General features: G+C 69.9%; 19 protein-coding genes. 6 read left to right on the forward strand and 13 right to left on the reverse strand.

Annotation, left to right across the window (positions count from 1 at the left end; genetic code table 11):
• The first annotated feature begins 22 nt into the window (after positions 1-22).
• Positions 23-913 (forward strand): LysR family transcriptional regulator, encoded by an 891-nt coding sequence (locus AC1HFW_RS10940; protein ID WP_006395522.1) that lies wholly within the window; start codon positions 23-25, stop codon positions 911-913.
• Between the two features lie 16 nt (positions 914-929).
• Here AC1HFW_RS10940 and AC1HFW_RS10945 read toward each other — a convergent pair whose 3' ends face one another.
• Together AC1HFW_RS10945 and AC1HFW_RS10950 are read right to left on the reverse strand one after the other, a co-directional pair.
• Positions 930-1,964 (reverse strand): helix-turn-helix domain-containing protein, encoded by a 1,035-nt coding sequence (locus AC1HFW_RS10945; protein ID WP_479283225.1) that lies wholly within the window; start codon positions 1,962-1,964, stop codon positions 930-932.
• 264 nt (positions 1,965-2,228) lie between these two features.
• Positions 2,229-3,155, reverse strand: coding sequence for a LysR family transcriptional regulator (locus tag AC1HFW_RS10950; protein ID WP_479283227.1), 927 nt, complete (start codon positions 3,153-3,155; stop codon positions 2,229-2,231).
• A gap of 104 nt (positions 3,156-3,259) precedes the next feature.
• Between AC1HFW_RS10950 and AC1HFW_RS10955 the strand changes: the two genes are divergently transcribed.
• Positions 3,260-3,751, forward strand: a complete 492-nt coding sequence (locus AC1HFW_RS10955; protein WP_479283228.1) for a GNAT family N-acetyltransferase — start codon at positions 3,260-3,262, stop codon at positions 3,749-3,751.
• Positions 3,752-3,811: 60 nt separating this feature from the next.
• Here AC1HFW_RS10955 and AC1HFW_RS10960 read toward each other — a convergent pair whose 3' ends face one another.
• Entirely contained in the window at positions 3,812-4,789 is a 978-nt protein-coding gene (locus tag AC1HFW_RS10960; RefSeq protein WP_241067937.1) for a Bug family tripartite tricarboxylate transporter substrate binding protein, read from the reverse strand.
• A gap of 42 nt (positions 4,790-4,831) precedes the next feature.
• The gene (argH, locus tag AC1HFW_RS10965) at positions 4,832-6,355 is read right to left on the reverse strand and encodes an argininosuccinate lyase (RefSeq protein WP_479283231.1); all 1,524 of its coding nucleotides are present in this window, start codon (positions 6,353-6,355) and stop codon (positions 4,832-4,834) included.
• A gap of 130 nt (positions 6,356-6,485) precedes the next feature.
• On the opposite strand from argH, the gene AC1HFW_RS10970 reads away from it, so the two are divergent.
• Positions 6,486-7,376 carry a LysR substrate-binding domain-containing protein gene (locus AC1HFW_RS10970; protein WP_006395528.1) on the forward strand — a complete coding sequence of 297 codons (891 nt, stop codon included), beginning with the start codon at positions 6,486-6,488 and terminating at the stop codon, positions 7,374-7,376.
• A 30-nt stretch (positions 7,377-7,406) separates the two neighbouring features.
• Here AC1HFW_RS10970 and AC1HFW_RS10975 read toward each other — a convergent pair whose 3' ends face one another.
• Positions 7,407-8,627 carry an MFS transporter gene (locus AC1HFW_RS10975; protein ID WP_035360480.1) on the reverse strand — a complete coding sequence of 407 codons (1,221 nt, stop codon included), beginning with the start codon at positions 8,625-8,627 and terminating at the stop codon, positions 7,407-7,409.
• Between the two features lie 113 nt (positions 8,628-8,740).
• Here AC1HFW_RS10975 and AC1HFW_RS10980 point away from each other — a divergent pair, with 113 nt between their 5' ends.
• Complete coding sequence (locus AC1HFW_RS10980; RefSeq protein ID WP_479283234.1) at positions 8,741-9,682, forward strand: LysR family transcriptional regulator; 942 nt, start codon at positions 8,741-8,743, stop codon at positions 9,680-9,682.
• 14 nt (positions 9,683-9,696) lie between these two features.
• Here the strand turns inward: AC1HFW_RS10980 and AC1HFW_RS10985 are convergent, their stop codons facing one another.
• From AC1HFW_RS10985 to AC1HFW_RS11000, 4 genes are all read right to left on the reverse strand, one after another.
• Positions 9,697-10,107, reverse strand: a complete 411-nt coding sequence (locus AC1HFW_RS10985) for a MerR family transcriptional regulator (protein ID WP_061070914.1) — start codon at positions 10,105-10,107, stop codon at positions 9,697-9,699.
• A gap of 105 nt (positions 10,108-10,212) precedes the next feature.
• Positions 10,213-10,998, reverse strand: coding sequence for a cobalt ABC transporter substrate-binding protein (locus AC1HFW_RS10990; protein ID WP_479283237.1), 786 nt, complete (start codon positions 10,996-10,998; stop codon positions 10,213-10,215).
• Between the two features lie 244 nt (positions 10,999-11,242).
• Positions 11,243-12,757, reverse strand: a complete 1,515-nt coding sequence (locus AC1HFW_RS10995) for an FAD-dependent monooxygenase (protein ID WP_479283238.1) — start codon at positions 12,755-12,757, stop codon at positions 11,243-11,245.
• Between the two features lie 275 nt (positions 12,758-13,032).
• Positions 13,033-13,602 carry a TetR/AcrR family transcriptional regulator C-terminal domain-containing protein gene (locus AC1HFW_RS11000; protein ID WP_479283240.1) on the reverse strand — a complete coding sequence of 190 codons (570 nt, stop codon included), beginning with the start codon at positions 13,600-13,602 and terminating at the stop codon, positions 13,033-13,035.
• A 66-nt stretch (positions 13,603-13,668) separates the two neighbouring features.
• Here AC1HFW_RS11000 and AC1HFW_RS11005 point away from each other — a divergent pair, with 66 nt between their 5' ends.
• Complete coding sequence (locus AC1HFW_RS11005; RefSeq protein WP_479283242.1) at positions 13,669-15,231, forward strand: FAD-dependent monooxygenase; 1,563 nt, start codon at positions 13,669-13,671, stop codon at positions 15,229-15,231.
• A 12-nt stretch (positions 15,232-15,243) separates the two neighbouring features.
• On the opposite strand, the gene AC1HFW_RS11010 is transcribed toward AC1HFW_RS11005, so the two are convergent.
• The 3 genes from AC1HFW_RS11010 to AC1HFW_RS11020 are packed head-to-tail and all read right to left on the reverse strand — an operon-like array spanning position 15,244 to position 17,479.
• Positions 15,244-15,990 carry a BPL-N domain-containing protein gene (locus AC1HFW_RS11010; RefSeq protein ID WP_479283244.1) on the reverse strand — a complete coding sequence of 249 codons (747 nt, stop codon included), beginning with the start codon at positions 15,988-15,990 and terminating at the stop codon, positions 15,244-15,246.
• 50 nt (positions 15,991-16,040) lie between these two features.
• Positions 16,041-16,757 (reverse strand): siderophore-interacting protein, encoded by a 717-nt coding sequence (locus AC1HFW_RS11015; protein WP_479283246.1) that lies wholly within the window; start codon positions 16,755-16,757, stop codon positions 16,041-16,043.
• Between the two features lie 17 nt (positions 16,758-16,774).
• Positions 16,775-17,479, reverse strand: a complete 705-nt coding sequence (locus tag AC1HFW_RS11020) for an O-methyltransferase (protein ID WP_238889991.1) — start codon at positions 17,477-17,479, stop codon at positions 16,775-16,777.
• Positions 17,480-17,612: 133 nt separating this feature from the next.
• Between AC1HFW_RS11020 and AC1HFW_RS11025 the strand changes: the two genes are divergently transcribed.
• Positions 17,613-18,446, forward strand: coding sequence for an AraC family transcriptional regulator (locus AC1HFW_RS11025; RefSeq protein WP_479283250.1), 834 nt, complete (start codon positions 17,613-17,615; stop codon positions 18,444-18,446).
• Here the strand turns inward: AC1HFW_RS11025 and AC1HFW_RS11030 are convergent.
• A complete protein-coding gene (locus tag AC1HFW_RS11030) occupies positions 18,416-19,681 on the reverse strand; it encodes an MBL fold metallo-hydrolase (RefSeq protein WP_479283252.1) in 1,266 nt (421 codons plus the stop codon). The two genes, AC1HFW_RS11025 and AC1HFW_RS11030, sit on opposite strands and share 31 nt — an antisense overlap.
• Between the last annotated feature and the right edge of the window lie 39 nt (positions 19,682-19,720).

The raw sequence follows: 19,720 nt of genomic DNA on the forward strand, positions 1-19,720 counted from the left end.
GGCGCCGTGATACCGTCGCGCCATGTCCCGCCCCGACCTCAACCTGCTGCTCACGCTCGACGTCCTGCTGACCGAAGGCAACGTCGCGCGCGCCGCCCGCCGCCTGCACCTGAGCCCCTCGGCGATGAGCCGGGCGCTGGCGCGGCTGCGCGAAACCACCGGCGATCCGCTGCTGGTGCGGGCCGGCCGCGGCCTGGTGCCGACGCCGCGTGCCCAGGAACTGCGCGAACAGGTCAGCCGCCTGGTGCAGGAGGCGCAAGCCGTGCTGCGCCCCGCCGAACTGCTCGACCCCTCGCGGCTGTCGCGCGGCTTCACGCTGCGCGTCAGCGACGGCTTCGTCGAGTATTTCGGTCCGGCGCTGATCGCCCTGGCCCAACGCGAGGCGCCCGGGGTGCGGCTGCGCTTCGTGCAAAAGCCCGACAAGGACAGCACCCCGCTGCGCGACGGCAGCGCCGACCTGGAAACCGGCGTGATCGGCGCCGCCAGCAGCCCCGAGATCCGCACGCGGGCGCTGTTCCGCGATCGCTTCATCGGGGTGGTGCGGGCCGGCCATCCGCTGGCCAAAGGCAAGGTCACGGCGGCGCGCTACGCCGCCGGCCAGCATGTGCTGGTCTCGCGCCGCGGCCTGGACAAGGGGCCGGTCGACGACGCGCTGCACACGCTCGGCCTGGCGCGCGAGATCACCGTCATCGTCGCCGGTTTTTCCGACGCGCTGGCGCTGGCGCGCGCCTCCGACCTGATCGCCAGCGTGCCCGAGCGCCACACCACCAACCTGCGCGCCGGCATGCACAGCTTCGCGCTGCCCGTGGAGGTGCCAGGCCTGACGGTCTCGATGCTCTGGCATCCGCGCATGGACGCCGACCCCGGGCACCGCTGGCTGCGCGAGTGCGTGCGGCAGGTGTGCGCGGCGTGAGGCCGCGCGCCGCCGGTCAGGCCCGCAGCGTGACCCGCTCGGGCCAGCGCCAGGATTGCTCGCGGAATTCCTGCGGCGGCATGTCGTAGGCGCGGCGGAACGCGCGGGCGAAGTCCGACGCGCTGCCGAACCCCAGCCCATAGGCGATTTCCATGACGCCCAGGTGCGGATAGCGCACCAGTTCCTCGGCCGCCAGCCGCAGCCGCAGGTGGCGGATGTAGGCGCCCAGCCCGCCTTCGTGCTGGAACAAGCGGTACACCGTCGGCCGTGGCAGGCGCAACGCCTGGATCACCGAGTCCGGCGTCAGGCCGGCCTGGTGCAGATTGGCCTGGATGTGGCGCCGCACCTGCCCGAACATCGCCGCCCGGCCGGCGGCGCGGGCATTGCCCGACAGCCGCGCGTCCTTGCCAAAGGCGGCCAGCAGCAGGCGCGCGCAGGCGGTGATATCGGCCTCGGCCTGCGCCAGGTCCAGGCCGCGCACCGATTGCCCCAGCGCCGCGGCCTGCCGGATCGCCAGCCGCGCCAGCGGCGTCGCGTCCTGCAGCATGCGGCCGTGGATCGCCTGGGGATCCGGGAATATTTCCAGCACCAGTTCCGCCGGCACGAACAGCGTCAGCATGCGGCAGGCCTGGCGCCGCATGCGCATCGGCTGGCCCAGGTCCACCGCCACCACTCGCGCCGCGGCGCCGTCGGCGGCGGGCCGCGGGCCATTGCGCACCGTCATGGCGTCGACGCCGCCTTCCAGGAACACGTGCAGGGCGAAATCGCGGATGCTGTCGCGCGAGATACGCACCAGCGAGCGTTCCAGCTGCATGGCGTCGGAACGGCAATCGGTGAACATCAGCCGGCCGGCGCGGTAGCGGTCGATGGATGCGTTGAAGGGCTGGCGCAGCGCGTCGCGGCTGGGCAGCACGTCGACCACGTGCCCGACCTGGTCGCGCCAGGCCAGCAGGCGGCGTTCAGGCGCCTGCGCCGCCACATCGAAATGATGACGGGCGATCACGGGTGGCATGGGCGGCGGTTGGCCGGCGGGGTAAGCACTCGGGTTCATGCTTGCGGGTTGCCGCGCGGATGGCGCGGACTTGGGCTGGATGTCGAATATGACAAAAAGTAAATCCGGCGTCTCCCGCCAAAAACTGAGACGCACGGTATAGCCACGAGACTAACAGTATCTAAGCTTGCCAGGAGATTCCGCAAGACGTACGCGGACTCGGGCCGAAGTACCGCAAGCCAGCGGGGCGTCGCGCCGGGATTTCCCGGCGCGCGCCGCAAAGCAATTTCGCGCATTCCCCTCCCCGGGAATGCGCGCTTTTTTTCATTCCTCCGTCTCGCGCGCCGCCGCCAGGACCTGCTCCAGCATCCACTCATGCCCGGGAATACCCGCGTGGCGCGCATGGAACAACACCTTCAGCGTATAGGCCGGCGCCGCGAACGGCGCGGGATAGACCGCCAGGTTCGCCGCCGGCCCCAGGCGCCGCGCCACCCGTTGCGGCAACGTCGCCAGCAGGTCGGAACCGGCCACGATGAAAGGCGCCGCCAGCAGGCTCGGCAGTTCCATCGTCACCTGCCGGCGCAGCCCCTGCCGTTCCAGCGCGCCGTCGATCACGCCGCGCGCATCGCGCCAGGGTTTGACCGCCAGATGGCTGGCCGCCAGGTATTGCGCCAGCGACAGGCTGCCGCGAATCTCGGGATGATCGCGCCGGGCCACCACCACGTAGTCATCGGTGAACCCGTCGCGCGCCTGCACGCCCTCCGGCAACGCCGCCTGCCCCTCGTCGAACCCCAGCGCGAAATGCGCGCGTCCGGCGGCGAGGTCGTCGAAGGAATCCTGGCGGGTCGAGTACACGGCTCGCACGCGCAACCGCGGCGCCAGGGTCCGCAGCCGCGCCGCCAGCGCCGGCAGCACCGCGTAGGCGGTGTAGTCGGTGGCCGCGAACACAAAGGCCTGGGTGCTGTCGCCCGGCGCGAACGGCCGCGCGCCTTCCAGGCTGCCGCCCAGCGCCTGCAACGCCTGGCCGATGACGGGCGCCATGGCCTGGGCGCGCGCCGTGGGCTGCATGCCGCTGCCGTAGCGCACGAACAGCGGATCCGACAGCGCGCCGCGCAGCCGCGTCAGCGCGTGGCTACAGGCCGAAGGGCTCATGGCCAGTTCCTCGGCCGCGGCGGCCACGCTGCCCAGCCGCACCAGCGCGTCGAACACCAGCAGCAGATTCATATCGAGGCGGCGCAGCGCTTCATGCATATCATGCACTCCATATTGAAAACAATGCAGTACATGCATTTTATAGAGCCGCTACCATACCCGCTTTGCCGTCATCCCGAGCGGTCCGCCTTCCTGCCACGCCGATGCCTTCCCTGACTTTCCGCGCCCCCACCCCCGCCGACACCGACCGCTGCTTCGAGATCGAAAGCACCGCCTACGAAGGCGACGAAGCCGCCACCCACGCCAAGATCGCCACCCGCATCGCCCAGTATCCGCGGGGCTTCCTGCTGCTGGAGGAAGACGGCGTCATCGTCGGCTTCATCAACAGCGGCTGCGCCCACGAGGTGGTGATGGCCGACGAGGCCTTCAAGGAACTGGTCGGCCACGATCCGGACGCCCCCAACGTGGTGATCATGTCGGTGGTGGTGGATCCCGCCCACCAGGGCAAGGGATATTCCACGCGGCTGATGAATGCCTTCGTCGAGCAGGCCCGCGGACTCGGCAAGCAGACCATCCACCTGATGTGCAAGGAGCGCCACGTCGCGCTGTACCGCAAGGTCGGCTACCAGTACGTGCGGCCGTCGCCGTCCGACCATGGCGGCATGGCCTGGCATGAAATGGTGATGGCGCTGTAGACAGCAAAACGGCCGGTTGCGCGCAACCGGCCGTGCCACGCGGCGCCCAGGCGCCCCGCCTCAATCCAGCTGGATCCTGGCGCTATCGATGATCTGCTTCCAGCGCCGCGTTTCCTCGGCCGACAGCTTGGCCAGGTCTTCGCTGCCGCCGGGGAACGGCACCGCCCCCTGCTCCGCCAGCTGCCCCACCAGCGCCTTGTCGTTGGCGATGGCGATCACCGTGTCCTGCAGCTTGCGGATGACCTGCGGGTCCGTGCCGCTCGGCGCCATCACGCCGTACCAGGATTCGACCACCGCATCCTTGACGCCGGCCTCGGCCAGCGTCGGAATGTCGGGGATCGACTCGCTGCGCTTGTCGCTGGCCACCGCCAGCACCCGCACCTGCCCCGATTTGACGTACGCCAGCACGTTCGGCAGGTTGGCGAACAGCACCTGCACCTGGCCCGACAGCAGGTCTGACGTGGCCGGCCCCGCGCCCCGGTATGGCACGTGCTCGAAGCGGGCGCCCGAACGGAACATGAACAGTTCGCCGGTCAGGTGGTTCACCGAGCCGATGCCCGCCGAGGCCATGTTCAGCTTGCCCGGATTGGCCTTGCCGTACGCCACCAGCTCGCCCACCGTCTTGGCCGGCGCGTCCCTGGACACCGCCAGCACGTTCGGCACCGTCGAGAACAGCGCCACCGGCGCGAAGTCCTTGTCGGCGTTGTAGGGCAGGTTTTTCGATATCAGCGGCAGGATCGACTGCTGCCCCATCGTCGCCAGCAGCAGCGTGTAGCCGTCCGGCGCCGCCTTGGCCACGAAGTTGGCGCCGATGCTGCCGCCGCCGCCCGGCTTGTTCTCGACGATCACCGTCTGCCCCAATGCCTCGGACATGCGGTTGGCCAGCAGGCGCCCCATCAGGTTGACGGTGCCGCCCGGCGCGAACGGCACCACCAGCGTGATCGGCTTGTTGGGATAGGCCGACGCCGCCTGGGCCGCCGGAATGATGCTCAGGGCCGCGGCCAGCGCCACGGCGAGTTTGGGCAGTGCTTTGAACATGATGGAATTCCCCTTGCCTGGTTTGATTTATACGGCGCACGCTCAGGCGGTGGCCATGCCGTTTTCCTGATGGACCAGCGCGTTGACGCGTCCCTGCAACGTCTCGCGGGCGTCGGCGGCGCGCTGCCGCGCGGCGTCGATGGCCGCCTGGCGCGCGTCGAGGATGGCGTGCTGCTCGCGCAGGTGCGTCCGCACCGATTGCGGCGCCGGGCCGCCCAGCGACAGGCGCGCGGCCACGTTGCGCTCCGGATCGAGGCAGGCGGCGATGTCGTCGGCCGCCAGCGCCACCGGCCGGCCCAGTTGCTCCTGCGCCGCGGTCGCGATCATCGCCGGGGCAATCGCGCGCGCCGGCAGGCCCTGCCCCAGCGCCTGGCGCACCACCGCGCCGATGATGTGGTGCGCGTCGCGGAACGAGGCGTCGGCCTTGCGCACCAGCAGGTCCGCCAGGTCGGTCACGGTCGAGAAATCATCCGCCGCGCGCGCCACCATGCGTTCGCGGTTCGGCGCGACCTGCTCCACCAGCAGTTGCACCAGCTCCAGCGCCTTCAGCGCTTCCTCGCAGGCTTCCCAGCAGGTTCGGGTGCTTTCGCGGCTGCTGTCGCCCGAGTGGGTGAAGTGGGTCGACTTCACCGTCGACAGCGCCGCGCTGGTCAGGCCGATCAGGTGGCCGGTCTTGCCGCGCAGGTATTCCAGCACCGCCGGATTCTTCTTCTGCGGCATGATGCTGGAGGTGCTGGCGATGCTGTCCGGAAACGACAGATAGCCGAACTCCGGCGTCGACCAGATGTAGAAATCCTGCACCATGCGGCTGCAGGTGACCATCATGATCGACAGCGTCGCGCTCAGCTCCAGCGCGAAATCGCGCGACGCCACGCTGTCCAGCGCATTGGCCAGCGGGCCGCTGAAGCCCAGCATGGCGCTGGTGCTGTCGCGATCGATCGGGAACGAGGTGCCGGCCAGCGCGCAGGCGCCCAGCGGCGAGGCATCCGCCGTCTCCAGCACGTGCGCCAGCCGGCCGATGTCGCGCGACCACGCATCCACCAGCGCCGACAGGTAATAGCCGTAGGTGATCGGCTGCGCCGCCTGCATGTGGGTGTAGCCCGGCATCACGCAATCGGCATAGCGCTCGGCCTGCGCCAGCGCGGCGCGCGACACGCCGATCAGCGCGCTGCCGATGCGCGCCGTGAAATCGCGCGCCCGCATGCGGTCGATGGTCGCGCCGATGTCGTTGCGGCTGCGGGCGGTATGCAGGCGGCCGCCCAGCTCCTGCCCCACCGCCTTGATCAGGTGGGCCTCGTAGTTGAAGTAGGCCTCTTCGCGCGCCGGGTCCAGTTCCACCGCGTGCGGACCGTCGGCCTGCATTTGCAGCAGCGCCCGCGCCAGCCGCCGCGCGGCGTCGTGATCGAGGATGCCACGCTCGCGCAGCATCAGCAGATGCGCCAGGTTGATCTGCGTGAGCATGTCGAAGTTGGCGAAGAACTCGCGGTTCAGGCGCGGCAGGAAAAGATGCTCGAGCACCTCCTTGGCCAGGGGTTGCTTGAGACGGGCACTGACTTTGGATTCCATATCGGTCCGGAAGGAAACAAGGAAAACCGTAGTCTCCGGCCGGGCCAACTCATACGTCAAATCAGATTCTTACGGCTTCTGATACAAAAATGATATGATTTATCCGCTCGTCTCCGGATCGTCCCAACGCATGAACTTCAAACAAGTCGAGGCCTTCCGCGCCGTCATGATGACGCGCTCCATGACCACCGCGGCCGGCCTGCTGCATACCTCGCAGCCCAACGTCAGCCGCTGGATCGCGTTGCTGGAGAAGGCGTTGGGATTCGTGCTGTTCCAGCGCGTCGGCACCCGCATCATTCCCACCCCCGAGGCCGAGGCCTTCTACGCCGACGTCGAGCGCGCCTTCATCGGCCTGGAATCGCTCAACGACAGCGCCAGCTCGATCCGCCGGCGCGGCACCGGCCTGCTGCGGGTCGGCGCGGTCGGCTCGATCACCCAATGCGTCCTGCCGGACGCGATCCTGCTGTTCCGCCAGAAGCACTCGGACATCCCGGTGGTGGTCAACACGGGCGGCTCCGACGTGGTCGCCAAGTGGCTGGCCACGGGCGTGTGCGACATCGGCTTCTGCTCGCTGCACACCGACCTGCCGGGGCTGCGCTACGAACGCATCAACACCGCCCAGGGCGTCGGCATCGTGCCGCGCGCGCATCCCCTGGCGGCCAAGGCCGCGCTGACGCCCGCCGACTTCCGCGACCAGGACTTCATCTCGCTGCCGGCCGGCAGCTTCAACCGCGCCGCCATCGACCGCCACTTCCCCGACGACACCCGCGTGCTGTCGATCGAAACGCCCTACGCCACCACCATCTGCAGCATGGTCGGCAAGGGGCTGGGCGTGTCCATCGTCAACCCGGTGGTGCCGCGCGCGCTCGGCATCGCCGAGCTATGCGAAATCCCGTTCTCGGAAAACGTGGAGTTCCACAGCTACGCCGTCACGTCCGAGCATTACCCGGTCAACACGCTGGCGCGGCGCATGGCCGATTGCGTGCGCGAGACCTTCGCCGCGCTGACGCCCGCGGACTGACCCGGCGGCTGTCGCCCCGCGCGGCCTGGCTCATGCCGCCGCCAATCGCCGGCCGGCCCGAAATCCATGGCCGCGGGCCTGCCAGGCGATGCCCATGGCGAGCAACAACAGCCCCAGGATGCCGCGCGGCAACGCCGCCGCGCCCGCCGTTTCCAGCAGCACGCCGCCCAGGGCCCCGCCCGCGGCGAAGGCCAGGTTGAACACCGTCACCAGCATCGACTGCGCCACGTCGGCGCCTTCGCCCGCGGCATCGGCCAGCGCCGTCTGCAGCAGCGTCGGCGCGCCGCCGAAACTCAGGCCCCACACCGCGATGGGAACGTAGATGGCCGCCACGGGCACCGCACCGAAGCCCCATGCCAGCGCCACCAGCGCAAACGCGCCCAGGCTGGCCAGCACCAGGGCCCGCAGGCCGCGATCCACCAGCGCGCCGGTGATCCAGATGCCGCACAGCGCAGCCACGCCAAACACCAGCAGCGCCGCGTCGACCTGCGCGGCCCGTCCCAGCGAGGCCATAAACGGCGCGATGTAGGTGTACAAGGTGTAGTGCGCCAGGATCCACAGCAGGATCACGCCCAGCACCGGCCGCACGCCGGGCGTCGCCCAGACCTGCCGCAACGGCACGCGATGGCCGGCGGCCTGGCCCGGATAATCGGGCACCCGGCGCACTACCCACGCGGCCAGCGCCAGGCTCAACCCGGACAGCCCGCCGAACACCGCGCGCCACCCCGCCAGCTCGCCCAGCCACGCGCCCAATGGCACGCCGAACGCCAGCGCCAGCGGAATGCCCATCATCGCCACGGCCACCGCGCGTCCCTGCGAGGTCGTCGCCACCATGCGCCGCGCATAGCCAGCCAGCAGGCTCCAGGCCAGCCCGGTGGCGACGCCCGCCAGCAGCCGCGCCGCCAGCGTCAGGCCAAAGTACGGCGACAGCGCGGTGACCGCGTTGCCGCCACAGAACCCCGCCACCGCCAGCAACAGCGCGGCGCGGCGCCGCCAGCCGCGCAACGCGATGGTCAAGGGCATGGCCGCCAGCCCCGATCCCAACGCGCACGCGGTCACCCATTGCCCCGCCCACCCTTGCGACACGCCGAATTCACGCGCGATCTGCGGCAACAGGCCGGCGGCCACGGTTTCATTGGCGGTGGCGATGAAACTGCACATCGTCAGCGCCAGCAACGCGGCCACTGGCAACGCGCGCGGCGCTGCGCTCGTCCCGCCGCCGTCCGCCGCCATCCCGGAAATCCCGCTCATCTTTCGCACTCCTTGCATGGGCCCAGCCCGATTGAAGAAGCGCCAGTGTGCGTCTTACGGTTTTGTTTGATAATTGGCGACGAATTTGAATTACTTTCAAATCTGGATTTGAAATGGCAACCGACAAACTGGGCGACATGCGCTTATTCGCGGAAGCGGCGGCGCTAGGCAGCCTGTCCGCGGCCGGCCGCAAGCTGGGCCTCTCGGCAGCCGCCGCCAGCGCGCGGCTGCTCAAGCTGGAGGCCGCGTTGCACACGCGCCTGTTCCATCGCAGCACCCGCCATCTGCAGCTGACCGAGGAAGGCCGCCTGTACCTGGCGCATTGCGAGATCGCGCTGCGCGCCGTGGACGATGCCGAGGCTGCCCTGCTGGCCGGTCAGAACGCCGTGCGCGGCAAACTGCGGATATCGGCCTCGGCCGACTTCGGCCGCAACCTGCTGAGCCAATGGCTGGACGAATTCAGCGCCGCGCATCCCGATCTGAAAATCGCGCTGACGCTCTCGGACTCGCTGTCGAACCTGCTGCAGGACGACATCGACCTGGCGATCCGCTTTGGCCGCCCGCAGGACGGCACGCTCGTCGCCCGCCAACTGGCGCCCAACTGGCGCGTGCTGTGCGCCGCGCCCGACTATCTGGCGCGACACGGCGTGCCGCGCACGCCCGCCGATCTGGCACAGCACGCCTTCATCGTGCTGGTCACCACGGCCGGCCCGTTGAACACCTTCCATTTCGCCCGGGACGGCCATCCGGAAAGCTACACGGTGCCGTTGGAGCAGGCCTGGGAGACCAACGACGGCGCCTTGGCGCGCCGCTGGGCGCTGGCCGGTCGCGGCATCGCCCGCAAGACCATCTGGGATGTCATCGACGACCTGCAAGCGGGGCGCCTGGTTGCCGTGCTGCCCGAGTACCGCGTGGACGAGGCAGGCGTGCACGCCGTCTTCCACGGCACCCGCTACATGGCGCCGCGGGTGCGGCGGCTGCTGGATTTCCTGGTGGCGCGCTTCGCCCAGGCCACCGCGGGATTGCCGCGCGACGGTGGGCCCGCGGACGCTTGAGCGCCGCGCGACTGCTACGCGCGTCGGCCCATCACGCGCGCCAGCACGCGCTGCGCGCTGACTTCGCGGCCGGTGCCATCGGGACGCGTGCCCACGTCCCGCATCAACGCCATCAGTTGCACCTTGCTGTGGGCCAGCCGCGCCTCCAGCGATTCGATCTCGGCCACCTTGTGCCGCAGCCCCGCCAACAGCCTGGCGTGATCCCAGGTCTCCTGCCCCGATGGCAACAGCGGCCGGATTTCGTCAAGGCTGAAGCCGACCTGCTGCGCCGAGGTGATGAGCGCCACCGCCAGCAGCGCCTCGGGCGCATACCTGCAATGGCCATCGAGCCGGCGCGCCGCCGCCTTGAGCAGGCCGGCGCTTTCGTAGAAGCGGATCCGCGACGGGGTCAGTCCGGTGCGTTTGGCCAATTCCCCGATATTCATTCCTGTCCTGTCAAAAAACCGGCGATATGCCGGCTGTCACATCCCCCGTTCCGTTCGGCCGCCCGCCACGGCGTGCAACGCCCCCGGGCGGCCGAACGGGCAGGCTTACTTGGCCGGCGCGGCGGCGGCGGGAGCAGCGGGCGCTGCGGCGGCAGGCAACTTGTTGGGCGGACGCACGGGCGCGGCCGGCAGCGGCGCGACGCCATCCGGCTTCACGAAGGTCAAGGTCGACACGTAGCCGATGGCGTCGTAGTGCTCGGGGCCATTGGCGGCCGGACGCTCGCCCGGCGTGCGGTCGATATGCATGGCGCGCAGCACGTATTGCGTTTTCCAGGGCAGGACGAAGCGGGCCTTGCCCTGCGCATCGGTGTAGGCGGTCTGCTCCCAGCCGGAATCCACCATCGCGACCAGCTTGGCCTTGGGCAGCGGCTGGCCCTTGAGCACCACCTGGAATTCGCCGGCCTGGCCGGTCGGCACGATATCCATGACCAGCTTGGGGGCCACCGCGGCGGCGGTGGTGGGCACATAGCGCGCGCTCATCTGGAACCAGGTCTCGAGGGCTTCGCCGCCGCCCTGCTTGAACTTGCGCAGCGCGCTCATGGGGTTTTCGGCCACCAGGCCGTCCTTCTTGTCCACCTTGCCCGACAGCGTGAAACCATCGGCCGCCTTGGTCACCGTCAAAGGCGCCTCGCCCTTGGCGGTGATCAAGATCGCCGACATCTTGCCGAAGCTGTCCAGGTAGCCCGGCGACGCCTCGCGCAGGTTCTCGGCGAATTCGCCGAAGCGGATGACGGGAGGCTTGCCAGCCGGCTGCTCGATCCAGACCTGGTGGGCTTGCGCGGTGGCGGTCAGGGACAGCGCCGCGATCGCGAGGGATAGGGTCTTCTTCATTGCATGCTCCAGAAAAGGAAACGCGGGAAACAGCCCGCGCGCGCGGCCTTGCCGGACTTGCGCGGCGCATCGGCGGACCGCGTCTCGATGATTGAAGACCCTTGCCCGATCACGGCCACGAATGCATGCATGCGAAGACAACCTACAACGAATAATGAAAACCGGTCTCGATTATCTGGCCTCGCCCGGCGTTGTCAACCAGGCAGCCGGGCCGCGGCGCAGGACCCGCGCGCCCCGCGTTGCATCACTGCGTATCGCCGCCACCGCGCGATGATGCGTCGTCGGGCCTGCCGAACCATCGGCCAGCGCACGCGGCCAGCTCGGCGAAATCGGACTCATCTTCTGCCGCCCACGCCACCACGCCATCGGGTCGCACCAGCACCGCGCGCAAGCCCAGCGATTCCGTGGGTGCGCCCGCCACATAGCGGATCCGGCCGCGCCAGCGCGCGGCCGTCGCCCGCAACGTTGCGCTTGCGGAGAAATCCAGCAGCCATCCCGCGCCGTCATGCATGCGCGCGCCGAGCCGCGTGCCATCGGGCCAGGAGAAGTCCGGCGCGCTGCGGCCGGCCAGCGGATGCCCGTCGAGCACGCAGCGTTGCGTCACGCCCCACAGGCGTTCGGCGAAATGGGTCGCGCCATCGCGGGTGGCGAGCAGGTCGCGCATGATCGCCGCGAGCGCGCGCGACGCTGGCTCCGGCCGCATCAAGGCGACCTGCGCGCGCGACCACGCCAGCACCTGCGCGCCCGGCGGATGCCGTTCGATCGTATAGCTGTCGAGCAAATCCGGCGGCGCATCGCCGCGAATCGTGGCGCCCAGTTTCCAGCCCAGGTTCATCGCATCGCCCAGGCCCAGATTGAGGCCCTGGCCGCCCAGCGGCGAATGCACGTGCGCGGCGTCTCCGGCCAGCAGTACCCGGCCTTGCCGGTAGGACGGCGCCTGGCGCGCGCGATCCGTCCAGGTCGCGACCTGATGCAGCGCCCGCAACGTCACGCCGGTGCCGGAGACCTGGCGCAGCACCGCCTGCACATGCTCGAGCGTGAGCGGCCGCGTCCGATGGCTGGCGCCGCCATCGAACCAGGCCATCGCGATGGTGCCGGGCCGGGATTGGAAATACATCCCCGCGGGCGTGTAGTGACGACCGAGGCCCAGCCCGTCCGCCTCGGCGATGTCGACCTGGATCGAATAACCGGTGAACTCGGGCTCGGTGCCCTCGAACGCCATGCCCGCGAGCTTGCGCACCTGGCTGCGGCCGCCGTCACAGCCGACCAGCCAGCGGCCACGGAAGGTCTCGCCGCCCGCCTGCACGCTGACGCCCTCGTCCGATTGCAGCAGGCCATGGACCCGCCGGCCGCGCAGGATCCCGGCGCCCAGCGTGCGGGCGCGCGCCGCCAACACGGTTTCCAGCGAGGCCATGGTGACCGGCAGCGTGGCATCGGCCGGGTTGGCCAGCCGATAGGGCCAGCGCGCGCGATCGACGTCGGCCGGATCGAAGGCGATGCCGGCGAAATGACCGCCCTGCCGACCCGGCGCGGGGCCTGGCCCCGCCGCCTGCGCGACGGCATCCAGCAGGCCACGCCGGTACAGCGCTTCCACCGTGGGCACCGACAGCCCGCGCAGGCCGAACGGCGCGTGCTTCAACGGCGAATCCGGGTCCTGCGCCTGCTCCAGCACAAGCACGCCGACGCCCGCCAGGCGCAGCTCGCAGGCCAGCCACAGGCCCACCGGACCGGCGCCAGCGATCAACACATCATGAATCATGGAATGGCTCCGAACAGGATTCGCCGGAGCCGTCGAACAACGAACACACTCGGACGAACCCGAGACGCCAAAGCGCCGGGAACGTCGAGGTATCTCATTGCAAAGAAGCAAGGATAAGAACTTCCGCAAGCGGAAGGGCTTGGGCCCACCCGAACCAAGCCTGCCTTTTTCGACGGGGCGAATGTAGCACTGACGGCGGGGGGCGCACAAACGCGACCGGGTCCGCCGCGCCTGGCGGGGCGTGCCTCGCTAGCCGCGTCTTGGGCTGCAGCGTCCTAACCGGCCGCGCCTTGGCCGGCAGCGCCCAACCGGCCGCGCAGGCCGTCGACGATCACGCCGAGTCCGAATTCGAAGGCCGCCTCGGCATCCAGGGCGCCGGCCGTAACCACGCTGCGCGCCTGTTCCTCGAGCACGCAGCCCAGCGTGTACTGCCCGGCGGCGAACAAGGCCATGCCCGCCTGCTCCCGAGTGAAGCCGGCGCCGACCAGGTAGGCAACCTTGCGCTCGATGCCCGCCCGATCGCCCGGCCCCGGCACCGTGCCGGCGTGCAGCCGCGCGCCATCCCGATAGGCCAGCAAGGCGCGGCGCAAGCTGCGCATGTTGTCGGCGAACCAGGCGGGCCACTGCACCGAGTCGGCAGGCACCGCCAGCGTGTGATGCCGCGCCAGCACGGCCGATGCCATCTCGCCCAGCAGCACCGACTTGTCGCGAAAGTGCCAGTAGAGCGTCGCCGACTCGACCCCCAGCTGCTGCGCCAGTCGCCGGGTCGAGAGGCCGTCCAGGCCCACCTCGTCCAGCAGATCGAGCGCCACCTCCACCACCTGTTCCCTGCGGATTTTCGCCATGGTTGATTTCTCTAACAGTGATAGATTAAATTATCAGTGATAGATTTTACCCAAGAAAGGTGTTCCATGCGTGCTTCCCCCTCGCGCACCGCCGTCCTGATCGTGGGCGGCGGGCTGGTCGGCCTCAGCGCCGGCCTGTTCCTGCAACGGCTGGGCGTGCCGTTCATCCTCGTCGAAAAGCAACAGGGCGTCTCGCCCCTGCCCCGCGCCCGCGGCATCCACACCCGCACCATGGAACTGTTCCGCCAGGTCGGCCTGGAGGACGCCGTGCGCGCGGCGGCCGACGGCGCCTGGAAGCAAGGGGCGTTCGGCGGCGCGCGCCGCGGCGCCACCCTGGTGGATGCGCAGGCCATCATCGACATCCCGGCCATGCGCGCGAAAATGGCCGCTGCCGGCGCCTCGCCCACCGGCTTCGTCGCCTGCCCGCAGACCTGGATCGAACCCGTGCTGCGCCAGGCCCTGCAAGCGCGTGGTGCCGACGTGCGCTTTGGCCATGAACTGGTGGCGTTCGACGCCTCTGACGCCAGCGTCGGCGCCCGCGTGCGCGGCCCGGACGGCCATGAAGCGGCGATCGAGGCGGACTGGCTGATCGGCGCCGACGGCGGCCGCAGCGCCATCCGCCGGCAACTGGGCATCGGCCGGACCGAAACGCCCGCGCCCCAGCACCTGGTCAACATCTTCTTCGCGGCCGACCTGGCCCGCGTCGTCGAAGGCCGCACCTTCAGCCAATGCGAAATCGCCAACGACACGGTGCGCGGCCTGTTCCTGGCGATGAACAACACCGACAGGTGGTCGTTCCACCTGGAATACGATCCGGCCCGGGGCCCACCCGCCGACGACGCCTTGCCGGGATTGGTGCGCGCGGCGATCGGGCTGGACGATCTCGAGGTCCGGATCCTGCAGCATGGCGCCTGGAACACCGGCGTATCCGTCGCCAACGCCTACCGCTCGGGACGCGCCTTCCTGTGCGGCGACGCGGCCCACCTGATGCCGCCCTGGGGCGGCTTCAACGCCACCACCGGCATCGCCGACGCCCACAACCTGGCCTGGAAACTCGCCGCCGTCGCGCGCGGCGAAGCCCCGCCGACGCTGCTGGACAGCTACGACGCCGAGCGGCGTCCGCTGGCGTTGCGCAATGGCCGCCAGGCGCTGCTGCGCACCGATTTCGACGCCCGCTTCGGCATCCAGACCGATCGCAACCGCGACCTCTTCCCGGACCTGATCGACCCGGCCGCCCTGATCCTGCGGCACCGCTATCCGCAAGCCGGCGCGCCGGCCCATGCGGAACCGCCGGCCGCTGTCGATACCCTACGGGCCCAGACCGGGACGCGTTTCCCGCACGCCTGGATCCAGCGCGGCGCCGAACGGCTCTCCACGCTCGACCTGTTCGGCGACAGCTTCGTCCTGCTGGCGGGTCCGGCGGCCCCGGTGGCGGCCCCGGTAGCGACCTCGGTAGCGGCTTCGAACGGCGCCAGCCTCGATCCGGCCACGCCCCGCGTGCTGGCCGCAGGCCGCGACTTCGCGTTCGTCGATGACGATTGGCGTGGCCTGACGGGGCTGGCGGACACCGGCACGGTGCTGGTGCGCCCCGACGGCTTCGTGCTGCGCCGCTCGGATGACGGCGCCTGACACGCAGTGGCCTTACAGGTCGAGCTGGTCCAGCAGGTCCTTGAACAGGTCGCGCTCAGGCATCTCGTCCAACGGGATGCCCGCGTCCACGAACCAGGATTTCGCGGCTTCGGGATGCGGGCCGCTCAGCACCACCAGGCCGCGCTCGAACGAATAGCGGGCCGCGGCCAGGTCGCCGTTCTCGTAGCTGGCGATGGCGTGAAAGCGCGGATCGCCGGGCTGCGGCCGCAGATAGGGGCCATCCTGGAAGAAGACACTGTCTGGCGCCCCCGCCCAGCGCACGGCGACGGCCGCGTCCTCGATGGTCTTGACCGGAAAGCCGGGACGTCCGACTTCCGAATCCAGGTCCTGCGCGATCAGGCCCAGGTTGGACGCGTCGGCCAGATAGGCGCCCATGCACAACCCGAGATAGCGCCCGCCGCGCGCGACAAAGCGCCGGATCGCGTCCACCCGCGCCTGGCCCAGGCTGTCCAGCGCCCCCGGGATGTCCTGCCCGCCGCCCGGCTGCACGTACACGTCGTAGCGCGCCAGGCTGGCGTCGGAGATGTCGATCGGCTCATCGGGGCCGACGAAGTCGACCTGATAACGCGCGTCGGTCTTCTCGATCGCGCGCCGCGCCGCCGTCGCGCAGTGGTCGCAGGAAGCCGGCCCGCGATACACGGCGACGCGCACGGGCTTGTCCGCCGCGCCGGCAAGCGCCGCGGCGGGCGCGGCCAGCGACAGCGCCAAGGCCAGCAGCAGGAAACGCAACAACGCCATATCGAACCGCCAAAAAGCAAAGTATAGGCAAGTCCGGTGACGCCGCCGCGTCAGTCCAGCCCTGTCTTGCCCGGCGCCCAGTAGGCCTTGGCCATGACGCGTCCCGAGGCCACGCCCAGCGCCTTCAATGCCCGCCGCTGGCGCTGGATGGTCGAGGCCCGGCCCGTCAGGATGAAGGTCGCGCCCGCCGCCGCCAGCGCCGGCAGGCGCCGCTCGATCTCGTCGAGATGCGCGTCGCCGGCCTGGCGGCCGAACAGCTCGACGTCATCCCGCCCGAGCCGCGCCAGCACGTCGCGGACGGCAGCCACCGCGTGGACCTCGAGCAGGCAATGCATGGCATCGCCTGCGCCATGGCCAAGGGCGCAGGCGACGCCCACCGAGGTCTCGTCGCCCAGCAACACGCGGCCTCCCTCGATGCGGCCCAGGTTGAGCGATGCGCGCGGACCGAGCACATCGCATTCCTCTCCCGGCTCGGCGCGTTCGGCCCAGGCGCTGCCCGGGCCGCCGCCATGCGAATACGTCACGATGCGGGTGCGCCCCCGCGCCACGTCCCAGTCGATCGGCGTATAGGTCCTGGCGACGAAGGCCGATCCCATCGCGATCTGCACCTTCTGCCCCGGCACCCAACGCGCCTCGCGGAACGCCGGGCTTTGCAGCGTCAGCAGGCGCATGCCGCCCGCCAGGGTCTCGGCCGCCATGATGCGCGTCGGCTTCATGAACAGCCGGGTGAAGGCGCGGCTCATCCGGCCTTGAGGGGGATTCATCATCTCCGTGCGCTCCCCGTTCATCGCGTCACGATCGTGAATTCATTGCCGCGGCCCTCGGTGACCGGCAGCGGCTGGGACAGATAGCCGTTGGCCGGATCGCGCACGTAATCGAGGTAGTCGTTGCCGTGTTCCCAGGCATTCTCCGCCAGGATCGGCGTGCCGCCGCGCAAGTGCGGCTCGAGCAGCTTGAGCACTGGCAGGTAGAGGCTGAAGGCGCCGTCCAGCAGCACCAGGTCGATCTCGCCATCCAGGTGCGCCAGCGTCTCGCGGGCGTCGCCGACGCGGATATCCACCAGGTCCGCCAGGCCGGCGGCCTCCAGGTTGGCGCGGGCCCGCGCCGCCTTTTCCGGCTCCAGCTCGGTGCCGATCACCTGCCCGCCGCCCATGTCGCGCAACGCCGCGGCCAGGTAGATCGTGGAGATGCCCATCGACGTGCCGAACTCGACGATGCGCGTGGCCCGCCGCGCCCGCGCGCACTGGTAGAGGAAGCGGCCGTATCGCGGCGCGACGTTGAGGAAATTGTCGACATAGCCGCGATACACCCCACGTAGATCGCGCCGTTCCTCGGCCACCATGTCGGCGATGATGTCGGCATAGGCCTGCTCGGAAATGGCGGCAATGCCGCCTTCGAACTGGTCCATCAGGCCCTTGTCGGCGATCTCCGCCTCGGCCAACAGGCGTTGCAGGGTTTGGGCGACGCGCCCGCTGCTCAGTGAATCCATGATTGCTTCCTTTGGCAATGAACGGTGGCAAATCGCGCCGCCGTGCCGCCATGGTAGGAAGCCTTGGATCTGGCAGCATTGGTAAACTACGCCAACAAATTCCGAATTCCTGCCAATCCACGCAACCGCCGCCATGCCCGTCCTGACCAACCTCGCCGACGCGCCGGAATGGATCGATCCCGACCTGGTGCCGCGCCCTGTCGTGACCATGGGCACCACCGGCATCGACGTGGCCAGCCTGGACCTGCACGGACTGGACCGGCTCGAAAAGGACTTCCACCGCCATCGCAAGGCGCAACTGATGCTGCTGCTGCGCGGCGTGCTCACCTGCGAGCTCGAGGGCGCCCTGTGGCTGGTCCCGCCGCAGAGCGCGCTGTGGGTGCCCGGGGACGTGCTGCACAAGATCACCGCCGCCGGCACCATCGAGGTCTACGTCGCCTTCGTCGATCCCGCGGTCGCGGCCGACCTGCCCGCGGCCTGCTGCGCGGTGTCGACCACGGCGCTGCTGCGCGAACTGGTGATCCGCTCGGCCCAGCTGCCGCTGCTGTATCCCGAAGACGGCCCCGCCATGCACCTGGTCTCGCTGCTGCTGCACGAACTGGCGTCGGCCCCGCTCGGCACCCTGCACCTGCCGATGCCGTCCGACACTCGCCTGCGCAAGATCGCGCAGGCCATCATGGACCAACCCGCCGACCGCGGCACCATGCAGAGCTGGGCGCGGCGCGTGGGCCTGAGCGAGCGCACCCTGGCGCGCCTGCTGACGCAGCAGACCGGCATGAGCTTCGGTCGCTGGCGCCAGCAACTGCATCTGATGTTGGCGGTGAAGTGGCTCGGCACCGGCGCTTCGGTGCAGCAGGTGGCCGATGAACTGGGCTACGAGAGCGCCGGCGGCTTTGTCACGATGTTCCGCAAGGCGCTGGGGACGTCGCCGGGGCGCTACATGGCGGAACGGAGCATGGCGGCCTGAGCCCCCGAGGCGGGCGCCGGGCACGCGGCAATCGAGACGCGGTGCGCCGGATCCCCATCCTGCGTGGCCCGCACCGGGTACTGCCCCGCCGTCCGCCATGACTGGCGCGGCCACCAGGGTTGCCTGCCCGACACGTCGAACGACTCGACCATCTCGCCCGGACGCGGCGCCAGCACCGGCACCCCACGGCAACGCGCGGCCGCCATGACCCGTTCGACCGGTTCCGTCCACGCGTGCGGCGCCTGCTGGATCAGGGCCCAATGCACCGGCACCATGACCTTGCCGCGCACCCGCTGGTGCGCCTCGACCGCCTGTTCAGGTCCCAGGTGCGTATCGGGCCAGTGGGCGTCGTACTGTCCGGCCTCGATCAAGGTCAGGTCGAACGGGCCATAGCGTTCGCCAATGGCCGCCAGGTCCTGGTGAAAACCGGTATCGCCCGAATACCAGGCGCGATGGCGCGGGCCCAGCACGGCCCAACCGGCCCACAGGGTCTGGTTGGATTTGCTCTGCAACCGGCCGGAGGCGTGACGCGCCGGCGTCGCCGCCAGCTCGACCGCGCCGACGCGGGTCGACTGCCACCAGTCGAGTTCGACGATGCGCGATTCCGGGATGCCCCAGCGCGCCAGGTGCGCGCCGATCCCCAGCGGCACGACGAATACATTGCGCCACGCCCGCATCGCCACGATGGTCTGGTAATCGAGGTGATCGACGTGATCGTGCGAGATCAGCACGACGTCCACCTTGGGCAGGTCGTTGAGCGCCATCGGCGGCGGGTACCAGCGCCTGGGTCCGATCCACGACAGCGGCGAAGCCCGCTCGCTCCACAACGGATCGATCAGCACGGTGGTGCCGTCCAGTTCCAGCAGGACCGAGGAATGGCCGAACCAGGTCAGCCGCAAACCGTCCGCGGGCGGCCGGGCGTAGGCATCGGGGGCGTTGCGCACCACCGGAATGGGCGCGTCGGGCGCGCTGCCCGGAATCGCCGGATCGAACAGGAAGGCGCGCCAGGCCGCGCCACTGTCGGCCCACATCGGCTGGGGATTGTCGAACTTGCCGTGCTGCCATTGCGGCGACTGCTGCGCGCGCGCCAGCCGCTCACCGGCCGGAGCGGCGCCGAACGGCTCGCCCCGGGTGATCAGAACCGCGGCAACCACCGCCGCCACGACCATCAACGCCACGCTGCCTCCCAGCCACGCCAGCCACCGGCCGCGCCGGTGACGTAATTGCTTGTCCATGGTTTTCCTCAAACCCCGCCGCCCGCCACCAGGAAGCGA

It is taken from the genome of Achromobacter sp. ISS7 (assembly GCF_056523125.1).

Excerpts from the sequence above, each read along its gene's own strand:
- AC1HFW_RS11015 (WP_479283246.1), bottom strand. The coding sequence starts at position 16,757 with ATGATGAATCCCCCTCAAGGCCGGATGAGCCGCGCCTTCACCCGGCTG.
- AC1HFW_RS10980 (WP_479283234.1), top strand. The coding sequence starts at position 8,741 with ATGGCAACCGACAAACTGGGCGACATGCGCTTATTCGCGGAAGCGGCG.
- AC1HFW_RS10960 (WP_241067937.1), bottom strand. The coding sequence starts at position 4,789 with ATGTTCAAAGCACTGCCCAAACTCGCCGTGGCGCTGGCCGCGGCCCTG.
- AC1HFW_RS11010 (WP_479283244.1), bottom strand. The coding sequence starts at position 15,990 with ATGGCGTTGTTGCGTTTCCTGCTGCTGGCCTTGGCGCTGTCGCTGGCC.
- AC1HFW_RS10940 (WP_006395522.1), top strand. The coding sequence starts at position 23 with ATGTCCCGCCCCGACCTCAACCTGCTGCTCACGCTCGACGTCCTGCTG.
- AC1HFW_RS11005 (WP_479283242.1), top strand. The coding sequence starts at position 13,669 with ATGCGTGCTTCCCCCTCGCGCACCGCCGTCCTGATCGTGGGCGGCGGG.
- AC1HFW_RS10955 (WP_479283228.1), top strand. The coding sequence starts at position 3,260 with ATGCCTTCCCTGACTTTCCGCGCCCCCACCCCCGCCGACACCGACCGC.
- AC1HFW_RS10985 (WP_061070914.1), bottom strand. The coding sequence starts at position 10,107 with ATGAATATCGGGGAATTGGCCAAACGCACCGGACTGACCCCGTCGCGG.
- AC1HFW_RS10975 (WP_035360480.1), bottom strand. The coding sequence starts at position 8,627 with ATGAGCGGGATTTCCGGGATGGCGGCGGACGGCGGCGGGACGAGCGCA.
- AC1HFW_RS10995 (WP_479283238.1), bottom strand. The coding sequence starts at position 12,757 with ATGATTCATGATGTGTTGATCGCTGGCGCCGGTCCGGTGGGCCTGTGG.
- AC1HFW_RS11000 (WP_479283240.1), bottom strand. The coding sequence starts at position 13,602 with ATGGCGAAAATCCGCAGGGAACAGGTGGTGGAGGTGGCGCTCGATCTG.
- AC1HFW_RS10950 (WP_479283227.1), bottom strand. The coding sequence starts at position 3,155 with ATGCATGAAGCGCTGCGCCGCCTCGATATGAATCTGCTGCTGGTGTTC.
- AC1HFW_RS11025 (WP_479283250.1), top strand. The coding sequence starts at position 17,613 with ATGCCCGTCCTGACCAACCTCGCCGACGCGCCGGAATGGATCGATCCC.
- AC1HFW_RS11030 (WP_479283252.1), bottom strand. The coding sequence starts at position 19,681 with ATGGACAAGCAATTACGTCACCGGCGCGGCCGGTGGCTGGCGTGGCTG.
- AC1HFW_RS10945 (WP_479283225.1), bottom strand. The coding sequence starts at position 1,964 with ATGAACCCGAGTGCTTACCCCGCCGGCCAACCGCCGCCCATGCCACCC.
- argH (WP_479283231.1), bottom strand. The coding sequence starts at position 6,355 with ATGGAATCCAAAGTCAGTGCCCGTCTCAAGCAACCCCTGGCCAAGGAG.
- AC1HFW_RS10990 (WP_479283237.1), bottom strand. The coding sequence starts at position 10,998 with ATGAAGAAGACCCTATCCCTCGCGATCGCGGCGCTGTCCCTGACCGCC.
- AC1HFW_RS10970 (WP_006395528.1), top strand. The coding sequence starts at position 6,486 with ATGAACTTCAAACAAGTCGAGGCCTTCCGCGCCGTCATGATGACGCGC.
- AC1HFW_RS11020 (WP_238889991.1), bottom strand. The coding sequence starts at position 17,479 with ATGGATTCACTGAGCAGCGGGCGCGTCGCCCAAACCCTGCAACGCCTG.